This is a genomic window from Streptomyces sp. NRRL F-5123 (genome assembly GCF_000721495.1).
In the GTDB taxonomy this organism is placed as follows: domain Bacteria; phylum Actinomycetota; class Actinomycetes; order Streptomycetales; family Streptomycetaceae; genus Actinacidiphila.
In genome coordinates, this window is the sequence record NZ_JOHY01000009.1 from 134,276 (window position 1) to 150,224 (window position 15,949).

The following is a 15,949-nucleotide window of genomic DNA, read 5'->3' on the forward strand; positions in this document are numbered from 1 at the left end:
CGCGCCCCCGGCGGATGGCATTGAGCTTCCGCAGTGCGAAAACTATGCTTCGCCATGCAGAAGATCCACCCGACACCGGTCTCCCGGCGCCCGCCAACCGCCGCGCCCACCGGCCCAGTCCAGGAGGAACCGACCGCATGTCCGCACCGACACCGCCGCCCGCAGCCGCCGTCGTCACCGGGACCGCCGGGCACACCGTGCCGCGCCAGGAGGAGGTGCTGACGCCCGCGGCGCTGGAGTTCCTCGCCGAGCTGCACCGCCGCTTCGCCGCGCGGCGCGCCGAGCTGCTGGCGCTGCGCGCCGCCCGCCGCGCGGAGATCGCCCGTACCGCGACGCTCGACTTCCTGCCGGAGACCGCGCACGTCCGCGCCGACGAGAGCTGGCGGGTGGCGCCCGCGCCGCCCGCGCTGGAGGACCGCCGGGTCGAGATCACCGGGCCCACCGACCGCAAGATGACGGTCAACGCGCTCAACTCCGGCGCCCGTATCTGGCTCGCCGACTTCGAGGACGCCTCGGCGCCGACCTGGACCAACGTCATCGGCGGCCAGCTCAACCTGACCGACGCCTACGAGCGGCGCATCGACTTCACCACCCCCGAGGGCAGGACGTACGCGCTGCGCCCGGCCGCCGAGCTGGCCACCGTGGTGGTGCGGCCGCGCGGCTGGCATCTGGACGAGCGGCACCTGACCGTGGACGGCGAGCCGGTGCCGGGCGCGCTCGTCGACTTCGGGCTGTACTTCTTCCACAACGCGCGGCGGCTCCTCGACCTCGGCAAGGGCCCGTACTTCTACCTGCCCAAGACCGAGTCGCACCTCGAAGCCCGGCTGTGGAACGACGTGTTCACCTACGCGCAGGACGCGCTCGGCATCCCGTACGGCACGGTCCGCGCCACCGTCCTGATCGAGACGATCACCGCGGCGTACGAGATGGAGGAGATCCTCTACGAGCTGCGCGACCACGCCTCCGGCCTCAACGCGGGCCGCTGGGACTACCTCTTCTCGATCGTGAAGAACTTCCGCGACGGCGGCGCCCGCTTCGTGCTGCCGGACCGGGCCGCGGTCACCATGACCGCGCCCTTCATGCGCGCCTACACCGAGCTGCTGGTGCGCACCTGCCACAAGCGCGGCGCGCACGCGATCGGCGGCATGGCCGCCTTCATCCCCTCGCGGCGCGACCCGGAGGTCAACGCGACGGCGTTCGAGAAGGTCAGGGCGGACAAGGACCGGGAGGCCGCCGACGGCTTCGACGGCTCGTGGGTCGCCCACCCCGACCTGGTGCCGATCGCCCGCGCGTCCTTCGACGCGGTGCTCGGCGACCGCCCGCACCAGAAGGACCGGCTGCGCGAGGACGTGAACGTGACCGCCGCACAGCTCATCGACGTCGCCTCGCTGGACGCCCGCCCGACCGCCGCGGGCCTGCACAACGCGGTGCAGGTGGGCGTGCGCTACATCGAGGCGTGGCTGCGCGGCACGGGCGCGGTCGCGATCTTCAACCTGATGGAGGACGCGGCCACCGCCGAGATCTCCCGCTCGCAGATCTGGCAGTGGGTCAACGCCGGTGTGGTGCTGGACGACGGGCAGAAGGTGACCCCGGACCTGGTGCGCGAGGTCGCCGCCGACGACCTCGCGGCGATCCGCGCGGACCTGGGCGAGGACGCCTTCGCCGCGGGCCGCTGGGAGGAGGCGCACGAGCTGCTGCTGCGCCTCGCGCTGGACCGCGACTACGTCGAGTTCCTGACGCTGCCCGCCTACCGGCAGCTCGCGGACTGAGCCGCCCGGCCCCCTGAGCCGGGCGAACTCCTACGCCAGGCCCGCCCGTTCGGCGAGACGGCGGGCCTGCGCGCGGGTCAGCCGGGCGACCTGCTCCTCGTCGACCCGGGTCAGCCTGCCCTGCTCGACGACGGGTTCGCCGCCCACGAGGGACAGCGTGACGGGCGCGGGCGGGCCCAGCACGAGCGCGGCCACCGGGTCGGCGATCGAGGCGTGGCCGAGCCCGTCCAGCTTCCACAGCACCAGGTCGGCGAGCTTGCCGGGCTCCAGCGAGCCGATCTCGGCGGCCCGGCCCAGCACCTGGGCCCCGCCGTAGGTGGCGAGCCGCAGCGCCTGACGGGCGGTGAGGGCCTTCTCGCCCGCGCCGAGCCTGGCCACCAGCAGGGCGTTGCGCAGTTCGGTGTGCAGCTCGCCGGACTCGTTGGAGGCGGTGCCGTCCACGCCGAGGCCGACCGGCACCCCGGCGGCGAGCATCGCGGGCACCCGTGCGATCCCGGCGGCGAGCCGGGCGTTGGAGGAGGGGCAGTGCGCGACACCGGTGCCGGTGCGCGCGAAGGCGGCGATGTCGGCGTCGTTCATGTGCACGCAGTGCGCCATCCACACGTCCGCGCCGAGCCAGCCGGTGGACTCGAAGTAGTCGGTGGGGCCCATGCCGAACAGCTCGTGGCAGAACTCCTCCTCCTGCACCGTCTCGCTGCCGTGCGTGTGCAGCCGTACGCCCTTGCGGCGGGCCAGTTCCGCGGCCTCGGTCATCAGCCGGGTCGACACCGAGAAGGGTGAGCAGGGGGCCACGGCGACGTGCAGCATCGAGCCGAACGACGGGTCGTGGTGGGCGTCGATCGCGGCCTCGGTGGCCTTCAGCGCCGCGTCCGTGGACTCCACGGCGAAATCCGGCGGGAGGCCGCCGTCGCTCGTGCCGCGGTCCATGGAGCCGCGCGCGGCGGTGAAGCGCACGCCGGTCTCGGCGGCGGCGCGGATCTCCGCGCCGAGCAGGTCGCCGGTGCCGCGCGGGAAGACGTAGTGGTGGTCCATCGCGGTGGTCACGCCGCCGCGGGCCATCATCGCGAGCGACCCGGCGGCGCCCGCGTGGACGATGTCCTCGTCGATCCGCGCCCACACCGGGTACAGCTCGACGAGCCAGTCGAAGAGGTTGCTGTCCTGGGCCATGCCGCGGGTGAGCCACTGGTAGAAGTGGTGGTGGGTGTTGACCAGGCCCGGGGTCACGAGGTGCCCGCTGCCGTCGATGCGGCGGGCCGCGCCCGCGACCGGATCGGCGGGGGCGGGTCCCGCGCCGACCGCCTCGATCACGCCGTCCGCGACGACGACATGGCCCGCGGCGTACTCGGTGTCCGCGGCGTCCACGGTGGCGACGGCGCAGTTCTCGATGACGATGCGCTCTGCTGCGGGCATGGGTGTCCTCTTCCGTCGTACGTGGCGTTGTGCGGGCCGGTCAGCCGGTGACCGGGAGGCGGGCCTCGGCGCCGTCCCGCAGCACCGTGCCCTCGATGAGCCCGTAGGGGCGGTCGGCGGCGAAGTACACCTCGTCCTCGTTGGCCAGGCCGAAGGGCGCGAGGTCGGCGAGGAAGTGGTGCCTGTTCGGCAGCGAGAGCCGCACCTCGTCGACCGCGGCGTCCGCCGTGCTGCCCTCGACGACCCGGGAGCCCATCGCGTACAGCGTCTGCTGGAGCGAGTACGAGTACGTGCCCTCGAAGGCCGCGAGCAGGTCGCCGCGGGCGCGGGCCCAGGCGTCGTCCCACCCGGGGGCCGGGGTGTCCGTGCCGTCCGTGCCGTCCCAGGCGTAGCGCCAGCGGGCGTCGACCTCGGTGGCGAGGATGCGGTCGCGGGTCTCGGGGAGTGTCGTGTAGGGGTCGCGGGCGAAGCCCCAGAACTCCGAGTCGGTGGAGTTGAGCACCACCAGCCCGGTGACCCCGGCCACGACCTGGCACCGCTCGCCGTCGAAGGCGACCTCGGCGGTGCGCACCTCGCCGCCGCGGCGCACGAAGGAGTGGCCGGAGCCACCCGGAGCGCGCTCCCAGGCGTATTCCTCGATGCGTATCCGGGCGTGGTGGATGGACGTCTGCGCGGTGACGAAGTGCCGGGCCAGCAGCAGCCCGAAGTCCTCGGCGGAGGCGATGCCGTACTTCTTGGCGAAGGCCATCACGGTGTTCTTCATGGTGTCGGTGGGCAGCACGGCGGCGTTGGAGCCGGACAGGTGGACGGCCTCCATCGCGCCGGACAGCGCGACCGAGACGTTGAGGTCCTTCAGGTGGTGGGTGGCGCCGTCGCGGGTGACGCGCACGACGCGCGTCTCCGCCTTGCCGTACTGGGTCTGGCCGAGCGTCGTGGTCATCTCGCTAGCTCCCTCGGTATACGGAGTAGCCGAACGGGCTGAGCAGCAGCGGTACGTGGTAGTGCTCGTCCGGGCTGACGGCGAAGGCCACCGCGACCTCGGGGAAGAAGGCGGCCCCGGGCGCGCGGGAGGCGGTGTCGAAGGCGAGCCGGGCGTGCGTGGTGCCCGGGGGCAGTGCGGGAAGGCCCGTGCAGCGGCCGTCCGGGCCGGTCGCGGCGGTGCCCAGCTCCGTCCAGGGGGCGTCGGAGCCCGCGCGGGCCGAGAGCGTGACGGGCACGTCCGCGGCCGGGCGGCCCGCGGCGGTGTCCAGGACATGGGTGGAGACGGAGATCTCCCGGTCGGTCATGGTGCGTCCTCCTGCGGGGTGCCCGCGAGCCTGCCGAGTCTGATGCGGTTGATCTTCCCCAGTTCGGTGCGGACGATCTCGCGCTCGGTGGCGGTGTCGTTGCCGGTACGCGCGCGCAGCTCCGCCCGTATCCGCTCGCCCGACGCACCGGTGGCGCAGATCAGGAAGACGTGGCCGTGCGCGCGCCGGTAGGCCTCGCCCAGCTCCAGCAGTTCGGCGCGCTCCTCCGCGGCCACGCCCGACTGCTCGCGGGCCGAGGCGGCGTCGCCGGGCGCGGGCCGCCCGATCGGCGGGTGCGCGGCCATCGCCTCGTGCAGGTCGGCGGCGGTCAGCCGGGACATGGCCGCGTCGCTCGCCGCGAGCAGCTCGTCGGTGTGCGCGTACGGCCGCCCGGCGGCCATCCGCTCGCACCACGTGGTGCTCGCGCACACCTCGCGCAGCAGCGACACGGCGGTGGCCGCGTCGGCCTGGTTGAGCCGGGAGAGCCCCGGCGGGGTGCGGGAGGTCACACGGGCACGCTAGGAGCCGCCGTGAAGGGGCGTCAACATTTTGTTGAAAACTTCCCGTTACGGCTCCCTCTCACGGCCCCTCGGCGGGCGGCGCCGCGCCCTCCCGGTTGAGGTAGTTGTAGACGGTGAAGCGGCTGACGCCGAGGGCCGCGGCGACGGTCTCCACACCGTGCCGGACGACGAACGCGCCGCGCTCCTCCAACTGCCGCACGACCTGCTGCTTCTCCTTGCGGCCCAGCTCGGCGAGCGGGCGCCCGTGGCGGCGGCGCAGGTCGGCGAGCAGGTGGTCGAGGGAGTCCGCGAGGTGCGGCAGCCGTACGGCGACGACGGGCGCGCCCTCCCAGCTCAGCACGACATCGTCGGCCCGCGCGGCCGCCGGGGCGAGCAGCTCGCCGCCCATCGCGTCCACGAGCGGTCTGACGGCCCGCGCGAAGGGGTGCTCCGGCCCTTCCGCGCCGGTCACGCCCCACCGTCCGGCAGCGCGCTGACCTGGAGCGATATTCGGGTGGCCCCGGCGGCGAGGGTACGGTGCAGCAATTCGGCGACGGCCGCGACCACCTCGTCGGCCGCCCCCTCGGCGGTGTTGCCGAACGGCCCGACCTCCACCCCCTCCAGCGTCCCGCCCTCCACCACCTCCCGCGCGACCACGGCGTGCCGCGGCGGTACGTCCAGGTCGAACGGCTCGGTCGTGAACTCCAGCCTCAGTCGCACCGGTCCCCTCCTCCGTCGGCGGTGTCCGGGCGAGACCCTACGCGACGCCGTACGGCAGCGGCTTCCCCGTGGTGGAGGCGGGTTCGGCCGCCCGCGCGGGCCTGGCAGGATCGACGGTGTGAACGACACCGATTCCCTTACCGTCACCCGGATAGCCGACCGCCCGCACCTGGCCGCCCGCGTCTACGAGATCGCCGACACCTGGCCGGTCTTCACCGGACACGACCTGCTGGCCGGATCGCTGCTGGGCCGTGTGGTGCACGACTTCCCGGACTACTGCGTCGTGGCGACGGACGGCGACCGCGTCGTGGCCCGCGGCCTGAGCGTGCCCTTCAACGCCGAGCTCGACGGCCGCGAGGAACTGCCCGACCAGGGCTGGGACCGCGTGCTGGGCTGGGCGGTGCGGGACCGCGCCACCGGCACGCCCACCACTGCCGCCAGCGCGCTGGAGATCACCCTCGACCAGGACTACCTGGGCCGCGGCCTGTCCTACCGGATGCTCGACGCGATGCGGCGGGCCGTCGCCCGGCAGGGCCACCGCTCGCTGCTGGCACCCGTCCGCCCCAACGGCAAGCACCTGCACCCGCGCGTCCCGCTGGCCGAGTACGTCCGCCGCACGCGCGAGGACGGCCTGCCCGAGGACCCCTGGCTGCGCGTCCACGTCAAGGCGGGCGGCACCGTGGAGAAGGTCGCCCCGGCGTCCATGACCGTCAGCGGCTCGCTCGCCCAGTGGCGCACATGGACGGGCCTGCCCTTCGACCACGACGGCGAGGTGGTCGTGCCGGGCGCGCTGTCCCCCGTCCACTGCGACACGGCGAACGGCCACGCCGTCTACGTCGAGCCCAACGTGTGGGTGCGGCACGCGCTCTAGCCTCGCGTTTTCGCGGGGTGGGCTGCCGACGGCTGGTCAAAAACATGCAGGCACTCCTGGCCTGCGACAACAGGACTTGCCGCGCCCACCGTCGCCCGGGGCGGGCCGGATGACACGCTGCAGGAATTCCCCCGGGCCCACCGAATTCGCATTCGGCAGCAATGCGGCCAGCTGTACCGCAGGTCGCGAGGGCTGCGGCGGCTTTACCCGCGGTATCGCCGAGTCCCCGGCAATTAAGAGGAAGTACTTTCCGCGCCCAATTCCTCGCCCGCGGGTGCGGGCACGGGCACGGGCGGGACGGGCGGCGGCGGAGCGTCCGGCGGTCGGGGCCGGTGACGCAGCGTTCCGCACGGTCGACCCTCAGTCCCGTCAACCGCTCACCCGGAGGCGGGAATTCCTGCACTATGGGGGTGACGACACCGATCGGAAGTGGTGACCGCCATGGCAGCGGAGAGCGTGCCGGTGCGCTGCCCGGCCTGCCGCCGTGACCATACGTACACGGCGCCGACCTACCCCTGCCCGTGCGGGGCGCCCCTGTGCCTGCCGGTGCTGCGCGGCGGTCCCCCGGTCGAGGTCCTGCACCGCTCGTGGGACGAGTCGTGGGTACGGCTTCGCTGCCCCGGCTGCGGGCGCACCGGCCAGTGGCCGACGCCCGAACTCGGCTGCTCCTGCGGCGCGCTGATCCGGCTCCCGGTCGACGCCGAGGCCGCCGGATCGCCCGGCCCGCTGCACTCCCCCGGCGGCAGCGCGCCCGCGCCGGCCGGCACCGTACCGCCGCCGACCACCTCCCGGCCGCCCTTCCGGCCGGTCACCATCCGCACCGGGCGGGACGCGCTCACGGCCGCGGCCCAGTACCTGAAGTGGCTCGGCTTCGCCGACGTGCGGCTCGCGGGCGACCGTACGGCCAACGGCATCGACCTGCGCGGCCGGGGCCTGGTCGCCCAGGTCGACCCCAGCACCCAGCCGACCGCGGTGCGCGACGTCGAGTGCCTGTGGCTCAACTGCGCCAACGAGGACGCGGTCGGCGCGTTCTTCTCGCTGGCCGGCTACACGCACGAAGGGCGGCTGCGCGCGGACCAGTTGGGTGTGCCGCTGTTCGTCATGGACCTCACGGGGACGCCGCAGCCGGTCAACCCGGCGGCCGACGCGCTCATCCAGTCCGGCCCGGCGCCCGGCCCGGCCTGAAGGCGCACGCCCCGCCCCGGGACCCGGCCGTCAGGGCGAGCCCGCCCAGGCCTCCCTCGGCTCGCTCGGCCGGGCCCGGCGCACCCGCGATCCGCCGGACCGGTGGACACCGTCACGTGTGACTGCGCCCCTCCCCGCACCGTCGAACGGAGCGGCGGCCCGGCGGCCGCCGCCGTCAGCGGAAGTCCTCCTCGCGGAATTCGGCGCTGCCGTCGCGCATCGTCGCCTCCCGCAGCTCGATCCGGCGGATCTTGCCGGACACCGTCTTCGGCAGCGGCGCGAACTCCAGCCGTCGGATGCGCTTGTACGGGGCCAGCACCGAGCGGGAGTGCGCGAAGATCGCCTCGGCGGTCGCGCCGTCCGGCTCCCAGCCCTCGGCGAGCACCACGTACGCCTTGGGGACCGACAGCCGCAGCTCGTCCGGGGCGGGCACCACCGCGGCCTCCGCGACCGCCTCGTGCTCCAGCAGCGCGCTCTCCAGCTCGAACGGGCTGATCTTGTAGTCGCTGGACTTGAAGACGTCGTCGGAGCGGCCGATGTACGTGATGTAGCCGTCCGTGTCCCGGCGGCCGATGTCCCCCGTGCGGTAGTAGCCGCCGCCCATGGCCTGCGCGGTGCGCCCGGGGTCGCCCGCGTAGCCCGTCATCAGGCCCACCGGGCGGTCGCTCAGGTCGAGGCAGATCTCGCCCTCGTCGCCGGGCTCGCCCGTCACCGGGTCGACCAGCGCGACCGTGTAGCCGGGCGTGGGGCGGCCCATCGAACCGGCCTTGACCAGCTGCCCCGGGGTGTTGGCGACCTGCACGGCGGTCTCGGTCTGGCCGAAGCCGTCGCGGATCAGCACGCCCCACAGCCGCCGCACGTGCTCGATCACCTCGGGGTTGAGCGGCTCGCCCGCGGCGACGGCCTCCCGCGGCGGGGTCGCGAGCAGGCTCAGATCGGCCTGGATGAGCATCCGCCACACCGTGGGCGGCGCGCAGAAGCTCGTCACCCCGCAGCGCTCCATCTCGGCCATCAGCCGGGCCGGGTCGAAGCGCGTGTAGTTGTGCACGAAGACCGTGGCCTCGGCGTTCCACGGCGCGAACAGGCTCGACCAGGCGTGCTTGGCCCAGCCCGGCGAGGAGATGTTGAGGTGCACGTCGCCCGGCCGCAGCCCGATCCAGTACATCGTGGCCAGATGCCCGGCCGGGTACGAGACGTGGGTGTGCTCGACGAGCTTGGGCTGCGCGGTGGTGCCGGACGTGAAGTACAGCAGCAGCGGGTCCGACCCGGCCGTCGGCCCGTCCGGGGTGAAGCCGGGCGGGACCGCGTACGCCTCCTCGTACGCAAGCCAGGGACCGGCCGCGCCGCCCACCGCGATCCGGGTGTAGTCGCCCGGCACCCCGTCGAACTTCGCGGTGTCCGCGGCCCGCACGACGGCGTGCCGGACCCCGCCGCGGCCGATGCGGTCGCGCAGGTCGGCCGGGCCGAGCAGGGGCGTCGCCGGGATCACCACGGCGCGCAGCTTCATCAGCGCGAGCGCGCACTCCCACTGCTCGACCTGGTTGCCGAGCATCAGCAGCACCCGGTCGCCGGCCCGCACCCCGCGGGCCCGCAGCCAGGAGGCGACCCGGTCGGAGCGGTCGGACATCTCCCGGAAGGAGATCATCGCCTCGGTGCCGTCCTCCTCCACGATCCACAGCGCGGGGCGGTCGTTGCCCGCGGCGATCACGTCGAACCAGTCGAGCGCCCAGTTGAACTGCGGCAGTTCGGGCCATCGGAAGGCCGCCACGGCCGCCTCGTAGTCCTCGCGGTGCCGCAGCAAGACGTCCCGAGCAGCCCGGAATGCCCCGGTCGCGTCCGATACGGCCATGTGTCCTCCTCGTGCACGTGCTCTCGGTAGCATCGTGCGCGAGTGACGTGGGTCTCACTACCCCCGGACGGGGGTGAGGAGGTGGCGCGGTGGACGGCAGTGCCGGAGAAGCCGTGGACGTACGGGCAGCACTCCTGCGGATGCGCAGGTCAGCCATGCTGCCCGTGACTTTCGGCGGGCTGGTGTCGCAGCCCGGTGCGGCGTTCTTCCGGATCACCGAGCTGTCCGGCGCCGACACCGAGTCGCTGCGCGGGCTGCAGGTGCGCACGGGCAACGGCCTCGGCGGCAAGACGCTCGCCCTGCGGCGGCCGTACGCCGTCACCGACTACGGCTCCTCGCGCACCATCAGCCACGAGTACGACGCCGCCGTCGCCGGCGAGGGGCTGCGCTCGGTGCTCGCCGTACCGATCGTCGTCCACCGCCAGGTCCGCGGGGTGCTCTACGGGGCGCTGCGGGAGGCCTGCATGATCGGCGACCGCCCGCTCGCCGCCGCGATGGACGCCGCGCGGGACCTGGAGCAGGCGATCGTGGCGCGGGACGAGGCGCGGCGACTGCTGGCGTCCTGCCAGCCGCCGGTCGTCACGGCCAACCCGCGGGCCTGGGAGGAGGTCCGCGACGCGCACCGCGAGCTGCGCGGGCTCGCCGTCCGCATCGGCGACCCGCAGCTGCGGCGGGAGCTGCTGGCCGCGTGCGCGCGGCTGGCGTCGGCAGCGGTGCCGGGAGTGCCGGCGCAGCGGGCGCCGGTGGTGCAGCTCACCGCCCGCGAGCTGGACGTTCTCGCGGCGATCGCCTCGGGCGCGACCAACGCGGGGGCCGCTGCGCGGCTGCGGCTCCAGCCGGAAACGGTCAAGTCCTACTTGAGGTCGGCGATGCGCAAGCTCGGGGCGCACACCCGTCTCGAGGCGGTGACCTCGGCCCGCCGCTCGGGGCTTCTGCCCTAGCCCTCGCGGGCTGCCGCCGCCCCGCGAGCCGTGCGGGCCCGCTTCCAGCCCTGCGGGCTGCCGCCGCCCCGCGAGCCGCGCGGGCCCGCTTCCAGCCCTGCGGGCTGCCGCTTCCTGCCGTCCCGGGACCGTCCCTTTCGTCGCGGCTGGTCGCGCAGTTCCCCGCGCCCCTGAAAACGCTCACCCTCCTCCCGCAGGGGCAACCATCAGGGGCGCGTGGGGCACCTCCCGGGCGGAGCCTGGGGGGAGAACTGCGCGACCGGCCATCCACCGGCGGGGGCTCGCGCAAGCCACCGCACGGGGCAGCCGGTGCGAAAAACGGGGCGCGCGCCGCATGCGGGGGCGGGTAGCGTGCGCCGCGTGAGCCTCGAAAGGATTGGCGGCTTCGCCGCGATGTCGGTCGTGCTGGTCCTGATCCCCGGACCGAGCGTCCTGTTCGTGCTCGGACGAGCACTCGCGCACGGGCGGCGCACCGCCCTGGGAAGCGTGCTGGGCAACGCCATCGGCGCCTACGTGCTGAGCGCGACCGTCGCGATCGGCCTGGGCGAGATCGTGTCGCGCTCCGTCGCGCTGTTCGCCGCGCTCAAGCTGGCCGGCGCGGCCTACCTGGTGTTCCTCGGCGTGAAGGCTTTCCGGCAGCGCCGGGTGCTGGCCGGGGCGATGAGCGGGGAGGACTCCGCGCAGGGGGCCCCGGCGACCCGCCGCAGCGATGTGCGTACGCTGTGGGAAGGCTTTGTCGTGGGTGCCACGAACCCCAAGACGATGGTGTTCTTCGCCGCCGTCCTGCCGCAGTTCGTGGACCGCGGCGCGGGCCGCGTGCACGAGCAGATGCTGCTGCTCGGCCTCGTGTTCACGGTCATCGCACTGCTCTTCGACAGCATGTGGGCGCTGACCGCGTCGGCCGCGCGCACGTGGTTCGCCTCGTCCCCGCGGCGGCTCGCGGCGGTGGGCGGGACGGGCGGCCTGGCGATGATCGGCCTGGGCGTGGCGGTCGCCGTGACGGGGCGCGCCGACTCGTAGGACCTGGTCACGGGGCATGTGACCAGGCGCACACACCGGGCGTCAGCGAAACGTTTGCGTTTCGATAAGGGCGGACGTAACGTCGTTCGAGTACGAAACCGTTTCGTTCTTCCTGCGGTACAGCCGTACAGCCCTACGTCCCAGCCCGGGAGCTCCGCCTGATGTCATCCCAGTCCGCGGCCGACGTCCCCGTCGACCGGCTCACGAAGTCCTCGCCGGGCACCTCCGGCGGCGCGCCCGCGCCCACCGAGCGGCCCAACCACCGCTGGTGGGTCCTGGCCGTCATCGCCATCGCCCAGCTCATGGTGGTGCTCGACGCCACCGTCGTGACCATCGCCCTGCCCTCCGCCCAGGAGGCCCTGAAGTTCTCCGACGGCAACCGGCAGTGGATCGTCACCGCCTACTCGCTGTCCTTCGGCTCGCTCCTGCTCGTCGGCGGCCGGCTCGCGGACCTCATCGGCCGCAGAATCGTCTTCCTCGTCGGCGTGGTCGGCTTCGCGGGCGCCTCCGCGCTGGCCGGTGCCGCCCAGAACTTCGAGGTGCTGGTCACCGGGCGCGCCCTCCAGGGCCTGTTCGGCGCCCTGCTGGCGCCCGCGGCACTGTCGCTGCTCAACACGACCTTCACCGACATGAAGGAGCGCGCGAAGGCGTTCGGCATCTACGGCGCCATCGCCGGCGCCGGCGGCGGTGTCGGCCTGCTGCTCGGCGGCGTGCTGACCAAGAACCTCAACTGGCGCTGGACGCTCTACGTCAACCTGGTCTTCGCGGTCGTCGCGTTCATCGGCGGCATGATGCTGCTGCGCAAGGGCGCGCCCGCCGACCGGCAGCGGCTGGACGTCCCCGGCACCCTGCTGGTCACCGTCGGCCTCTTCGGCATCGTCTACGGCTTCTCCAACGCCGAGACGCACGACTGGAGCTCCCCGCTGACCTGGGGCTTCCTGGCCGGTGGCGCGCTGCTGGTGGCCGTCTTCAGCTGGTGGCAGACCCGGATCGCGCACCCGCTGCTGCCGATGCGCGTCCTGCTGGACCGCAACCGCGGCGCCTCCTTCACGGTGCTGGCGATCTCCGGCGCGGGCATGTTCGGCGTCTTCCTCTTCCTGACGTACTACCTCCAGCTGACCCTGCGGTACGACGCGGTCAAGACCGGTCTGGCGTTCCTGCCGATGATCGGCGCCCTGATGGTCGCGGCACAGCTCACCACGAACACGCTGCTGCCGAAGTTCGGCCCGCGCTGGATCGTGACGAGCGGCATGCTGCTGGCGGCCGTCGGCATGGCCTGGATGACCGACCTCGGCCTGACCAGCAGCTACGCCGCGAACGTGCTGCCGCCGCTGCTGGTGACCGGCTTCGGCATCGGCCTGGTGATGCCCGCCGCGATGAGCGTGGCCACCGAGCGGATCGCCGAGCAGGACGCGGGCGTGGCCTCCGCGGCCGTCAACACCATGCAGCAGGTGGGCGGTTCGATCGGCACCGCCCTGCTGAACACGCTGGCCGCCAGCGCGCTGACCGCGTACCTGGCCGACCACACCGGCCCGATGGCGAAGGCGAACGCGGCGCTGCACAGCTACGCCACGGCCTACTGGTGGTCGGCGGGCTTCTTCCTGGTCGGCGGCATCCTCGCGGCGTTCATGTACCGCAGCGGGCGCACCCAGCCGGCCGACGGCGAGGCGGTCAAGGCCGTCCACATGTGAGCCCCCGGGGCGCGTGCGCCCCGGGCTCCCGGAACACCCGGTGCCGACCGAGCGGGCGGCGCCGGGCCGGGGGCCGGCAGCCGGGTCATCGTGGGGACGGGACACCCGGCATCACCGGCCCCCCAACACACCACCGCCCCGCCGGTCGCGTCCCCCGCGCGCCGGCGGGGCGGTCTCGCGTCCGCGCACCGCTGCCACGGTGGACCCGCTGCTCTTCCCGTGCCCGGCGGGCGCGTCCCGGACGGCCTGAGGGGCTACCCCGGCTGCACGTCCCCCGAGGTGGTCGCGGGGACCTCGCGGCGGGCGGGGAGGTCGCCCGGGGGCATGCCGGGGTGGTGCTGGGCCGCGGACAGCCGCGGGCCGGCCGCGGGGGGGCTGTCGCCGAGGGCGAGCCGGGAGACGATGCGGTAGCGGTCGCCGCGGTAGACGGAGTGCACGTACTCCACCGGCCGCCCGTCCACGTCCTTGGTGAGCCGCTCGAAGAGCAGCGCGGGAGACAGCACCGGCACCCCGATGAGCCGGGCCTCCTCCTCGTTGGTGACGGTCGGCTCGATGGACTGCACGGCCTCGTGCACCCGCACCCCGTGCCGCTCCCGCAGGAAGTCGTAGAAGTCCCCGGACTCCATGTCGCCGGGGCCGAGCCCGGGCACTATCGCGGCGGGCACGTGCAGGTACTCGATGGCCATGGGCTCGTCGTCGACGAGCCGCAGCCGCGCGATGTACGTGATCTCCGCGGCCGGTGAGATGTGCAGCCGGCGGCCGACGCGCGCGCCCGCCTGCACGGTCGTGAACTCCAGGACGCGGCTGGCCCACGTGCCCGACGCCTGCGGCAGGCGGTAGGCGTCACGGGCCGGGGCGAGCTCCTGGGTGATCTTGGCGCGGGCGACGAACATCCCGCGGCCGTGCTCGCGCACCAGCAGCCCGGTCGTGACCAGTTCGTCCACCGCGGAGCGCAACGTCGGCCGGGAGACGCCGAGTTGCTCGCACAGCGTGCGTTCCGAGGGGATCGGGTCGCCGGGGGCGCAGGACTCGACGAGTTCCATCAGGTAGTCGCGGACCCGTTCGCGTTTCACCGCGGATCGCGACGGCTCGCTCACCATGACGTGTGTCCCTTCCCGTCAGTACCCCGTCGGCACTCCGGCGGTGGCTTGTCCACCCTCGTCCGCCGAGGTTATCCAGATGTTGACCAGCGCGCCAGCCGCTGTGAGCTGCCACAGCGCAGGACACGACCGTATACGACCCGATTTTCGGGCCGCGCACAGGGCCTTGACGTGACCAGTGGTCTATGCCACCTTCGGCGCACAGCTCTAGACCACGTGTAAGTGGTAAACACCAGCCCTGCGCTTCCGAGGTGACACCCCCGTGAGTTCTCCTGTGAGATCCCGACTTCTCCCCGCCGCCGCGCTCGCCCTCGCGGCCGCCCTGAGCCTGACCGCCTGCGGCTCCTCCTCCGACGACGACGGCAAGTCCCCCGGCTCCGCGGGAGGTTCGGACTCCCCGGCGAAGCTCACCGTGTGGTTCATGCAGGACAGCATGTCGGACGCGGTGGTCAGCCGGTTCAAGACCGGCTACGAGGCCGCGCACAAGGGCGTCACCCTCGACATCCAGATCCAGCAGTGGGACGGCATCGGCCAGAAGATCATCAGCGCCCTGGCCAGCAAGGACGCCCCGGACGTGATCGAGGTCGGCAACACCCAGGTCGCCCAGTACGCGGCCAGCGGCGGCGTCACGGACCTCACGGAGAAGGTCGCCGACCTCCAGGGCTCGGACTGGATCCCGGGCCTCGCCGACCCGGGCAAGATCGACGGCAAGCAGTACGGCGTGCCGTGGTACGCCGCCAACCGCGTGGTGATCTACAACAAGGACCTCTTCGCCAAGGCCGGCATCTCCGCGCCGCCGAAGACCCGCGAGGAGTGGATCCAGGACACCACCAAGCTCAACACCGGCGGCAACGAAGGCATCTACCTGCCCGGCCAGACCTGGTACGCGCTCGCGGGCTTCGTCTGGGACGAGGGCGGCGACCTGGCGGTCAAGGACGGCGACTCCTGGAAGGGCGCCCTGGGCACCCCGCAGGCGCAGGCGGGCATGGCCTTCTACCAGCAGCTCCAGGCGCTCGGGAAGGGCCCCAAGGACTCCGACGAGGCCAAGCCGCTGCAGGCGGACGTCTTCGCCAAGGGCAGGACCGCGCAGATCATCTCGGTGCCCGGCGGCGCCGCGGTGATCGAGCAGGCCAACCCGGCGATGAAGGACAAGATCGGCTTCTTCACGATCCCGGGCAAGACCGCCGACAAGCCCGGCGCGGTCTTCACCGGCGGTTCCGACCTGGTGATCCCGGCGGCGTCCCGGCACCAGGACCAGGCCTACCAGGTGGTCAAGGCGCTGGCCGGCACGGACTTCCAGACCGACATGGCCAAGGCGATGAGCTACGTGCCCAACCGCACCTCGCTCGGCTCGGTGCTGGCCGGCAACCCGGGCGCGTCGGTCATGGCGGCCGGCGCGGTGAACGGCCATGCCACGCCCAACTCCCCCAACTGGGCCGCGGTCGAGGCGAACAACCCGATCAAGCAGTACATGACGCAGGTGCTCACCGGCGCCGACCCGGCGGCCGCCGCGAAGACCGCGGACGACGCGATCGACAAGGCCCTCGCGTCCGCCTCCTGACCGCCCGCCCGCAGGTCCGGGCCGCCCGCCCGGACCCGGCCCCGCC

General features: G+C 73.4%; 15 protein-coding genes. 7 read left to right on the forward strand and 8 right to left on the reverse strand.

What is annotated here, in order from left to right; genetic code table 11:
- Positions 1-137 precede the first annotated feature (137 nt).
- Positions 138-1,769, forward strand: a complete 1,632-nt coding sequence (gene aceB, locus IH54_RS0111750) for a malate synthase A (RefSeq protein WP_031515662.1) — start codon at positions 138-140, stop codon at positions 1,767-1,769.
- Positions 1,770-1,799: 30 nt separating this feature from the next.
- Here aceB and IH54_RS0111755 read toward each other — a convergent pair whose 3' ends face one another.
- From IH54_RS0111755 to IH54_RS0111780, 6 genes are all read right to left on the reverse strand, one after another.
- Entirely contained in the window at positions 1,800-3,179 is a 1,380-nt protein-coding gene (locus tag IH54_RS0111755; protein ID WP_031515664.1) for an 8-oxoguanine deaminase, read from the reverse strand.
- A 40-nt stretch (positions 3,180-3,219) separates the two neighbouring features.
- Positions 3,220-4,119: a factor-independent urate hydroxylase gene (pucL, locus tag IH54_RS0111760; RefSeq protein WP_031515666.1), complete on the reverse strand. Its 900-nt coding sequence runs from the start codon at positions 4,117-4,119 to the stop codon at positions 3,220-3,222.
- 4 nt (positions 4,120-4,123) lie between these two features.
- Complete coding sequence (uraH, locus tag IH54_RS0111765) at positions 4,124-4,465, reverse strand: hydroxyisourate hydrolase (RefSeq protein ID WP_031515668.1); 342 nt, start codon at positions 4,463-4,465, stop codon at positions 4,124-4,126.
- Positions 4,462-4,974 (reverse strand): 2-oxo-4-hydroxy-4-carboxy-5-ureidoimidazoline decarboxylase, encoded by a 513-nt coding sequence (gene uraD, locus IH54_RS0111770; RefSeq protein ID WP_031515670.1) that lies wholly within the window; start codon positions 4,972-4,974, stop codon positions 4,462-4,464. The genes uraH and uraD overlap by 4 nt, the downstream gene beginning before the upstream one ends.
- Positions 4,975-5,044: 70 nt before the next feature.
- Positions 5,045-5,374: a helix-turn-helix domain-containing protein gene (locus IH54_RS0111775; RefSeq protein ID WP_199923372.1), complete on the reverse strand. Its 330-nt coding sequence runs from the start codon at positions 5,372-5,374 to the stop codon at positions 5,045-5,047.
- A 59-nt stretch (positions 5,375-5,433) separates the two neighbouring features.
- On the reverse strand, positions 5,434-5,685 hold the full coding sequence (locus IH54_RS0111780) for a hypothetical protein (RefSeq protein WP_031515674.1): 252 nt from the start codon (positions 5,683-5,685) through the stop codon (positions 5,434-5,436).
- Positions 5,686-5,803: 118 nt separating this feature from the next.
- Between IH54_RS0111780 and IH54_RS0111785 the strand changes: the two genes are divergently transcribed.
- Together IH54_RS0111785 and IH54_RS0111790 are read left to right on the forward strand one after the other, a co-directional pair.
- A complete protein-coding gene (locus IH54_RS0111785; RefSeq protein ID WP_031515676.1) occupies positions 5,804-6,556 on the forward strand; it encodes a hypothetical protein in 753 nt (250 codons plus the stop codon).
- Positions 6,557-6,997: 441 nt separating this feature from the next.
- Positions 6,998-7,741, forward strand: coding sequence for a hypothetical protein (locus IH54_RS0111790; RefSeq protein ID WP_031515679.1), 744 nt, complete (start codon positions 6,998-7,000; stop codon positions 7,739-7,741).
- A gap of 175 nt (positions 7,742-7,916) precedes the next feature.
- Here the strand turns inward: IH54_RS0111790 and IH54_RS0111795 are convergent, their stop codons facing one another.
- Positions 7,917-9,590, reverse strand: coding sequence for an AMP-binding protein (locus IH54_RS0111795; RefSeq protein ID WP_031515681.1), 1,674 nt, complete (start codon positions 9,588-9,590; stop codon positions 7,917-7,919).
- A 140-nt stretch (positions 9,591-9,730) separates the two neighbouring features.
- Here IH54_RS0111795 and IH54_RS0111800 point away from each other — a divergent pair, with 140 nt between their 5' ends.
- From IH54_RS0111800 to IH54_RS0111810, 3 genes are all read left to right on the forward strand, one after another.
- On the forward strand, positions 9,731-10,531 hold the full coding sequence (locus IH54_RS0111800) for a helix-turn-helix transcriptional regulator (RefSeq protein WP_043180604.1): 801 nt from the start codon (positions 9,731-9,733) through the stop codon (positions 10,529-10,531).
- 393 nt (positions 10,532-10,924) lie between these two features.
- Entirely contained in the window at positions 10,925-11,551 is a 627-nt protein-coding gene (locus IH54_RS0111805; RefSeq protein WP_052397316.1) for a LysE family translocator, read from the forward strand.
- Positions 11,552-11,712: 161 nt separating this feature from the next.
- Positions 11,713-13,242: an MFS transporter gene (locus tag IH54_RS0111810; RefSeq protein ID WP_031515687.1), complete on the forward strand. Its 1,530-nt coding sequence runs from the start codon at positions 11,713-11,715 to the stop codon at positions 13,240-13,242.
- Positions 13,243-13,496: 254 nt separating this feature from the next.
- Here the strand turns inward: IH54_RS0111810 and IH54_RS0111815 are convergent, their stop codons facing one another.
- A complete protein-coding gene (locus tag IH54_RS0111815) occupies positions 13,497-14,342 on the reverse strand; it encodes a GntR family transcriptional regulator (RefSeq protein WP_031515689.1) in 846 nt (281 codons plus the stop codon).
- Between the two features lie 262 nt (positions 14,343-14,604).
- On the opposite strand from IH54_RS0111815, the gene IH54_RS0111820 reads away from it, so the two are divergent.
- Positions 14,605-15,903, forward strand: a complete 1,299-nt coding sequence (locus tag IH54_RS0111820) for an extracellular solute-binding protein (RefSeq protein WP_234343464.1) — start codon at positions 14,605-14,607, stop codon at positions 15,901-15,903.
- The last annotated feature ends 46 nt before the right edge of the window (positions 15,904-15,949 follow it).

Excerpts from the sequence above, each read along its gene's own strand:
- aceB (WP_031515662.1), top strand. The coding sequence starts at position 138 with ATGTCCGCACCGACACCGCCGCCCGCAGCCGCCGTCGTCACCGGGACC.
- IH54_RS0111755 (WP_031515664.1), bottom strand. The coding sequence starts at position 3,179 with ATGCCCGCAGCAGAGCGCATCGTCATCGAGAACTGCGCCGTCGCCACC.
- pucL (WP_031515666.1), bottom strand. The coding sequence starts at position 4,119 with ATGACCACGACGCTCGGCCAGACCCAGTACGGCAAGGCGGAGACGCGC.
- uraH (WP_031515668.1), bottom strand. The coding sequence starts at position 4,465 with ATGACCGACCGGGAGATCTCCGTCTCCACCCATGTCCTGGACACCGCC.
- IH54_RS0111775 (WP_199923372.1), bottom strand. The coding sequence starts at position 5,374 with ATGGGCGGCGAGCTGCTCGCCCCGGCGGCCGCGCGGGCCGACGATGTC.
- IH54_RS0111790 (WP_031515679.1), top strand. The coding sequence starts at position 6,998 with ATGGCAGCGGAGAGCGTGCCGGTGCGCTGCCCGGCCTGCCGCCGTGAC.
- IH54_RS0111795 (WP_031515681.1), bottom strand. The coding sequence starts at position 9,590 with ATGGCCGTATCGGACGCGACCGGGGCATTCCGGGCTGCTCGGGACGTC.
- IH54_RS0111800 (WP_043180604.1), top strand. The coding sequence starts at position 9,731 with ATGCGCAGGTCAGCCATGCTGCCCGTGACTTTCGGCGGGCTGGTGTCG.
- IH54_RS0111805 (WP_052397316.1), top strand. The coding sequence starts at position 10,925 with ATGTCGGTCGTGCTGGTCCTGATCCCCGGACCGAGCGTCCTGTTCGTG.
- IH54_RS0111810 (WP_031515687.1), top strand. The coding sequence starts at position 11,713 with ATGTCATCCCAGTCCGCGGCCGACGTCCCCGTCGACCGGCTCACGAAG.
- IH54_RS0111815 (WP_031515689.1), bottom strand. The coding sequence starts at position 14,342 with ATGGTGAGCGAGCCGTCGCGATCCGCGGTGAAACGCGAACGGGTCCGC.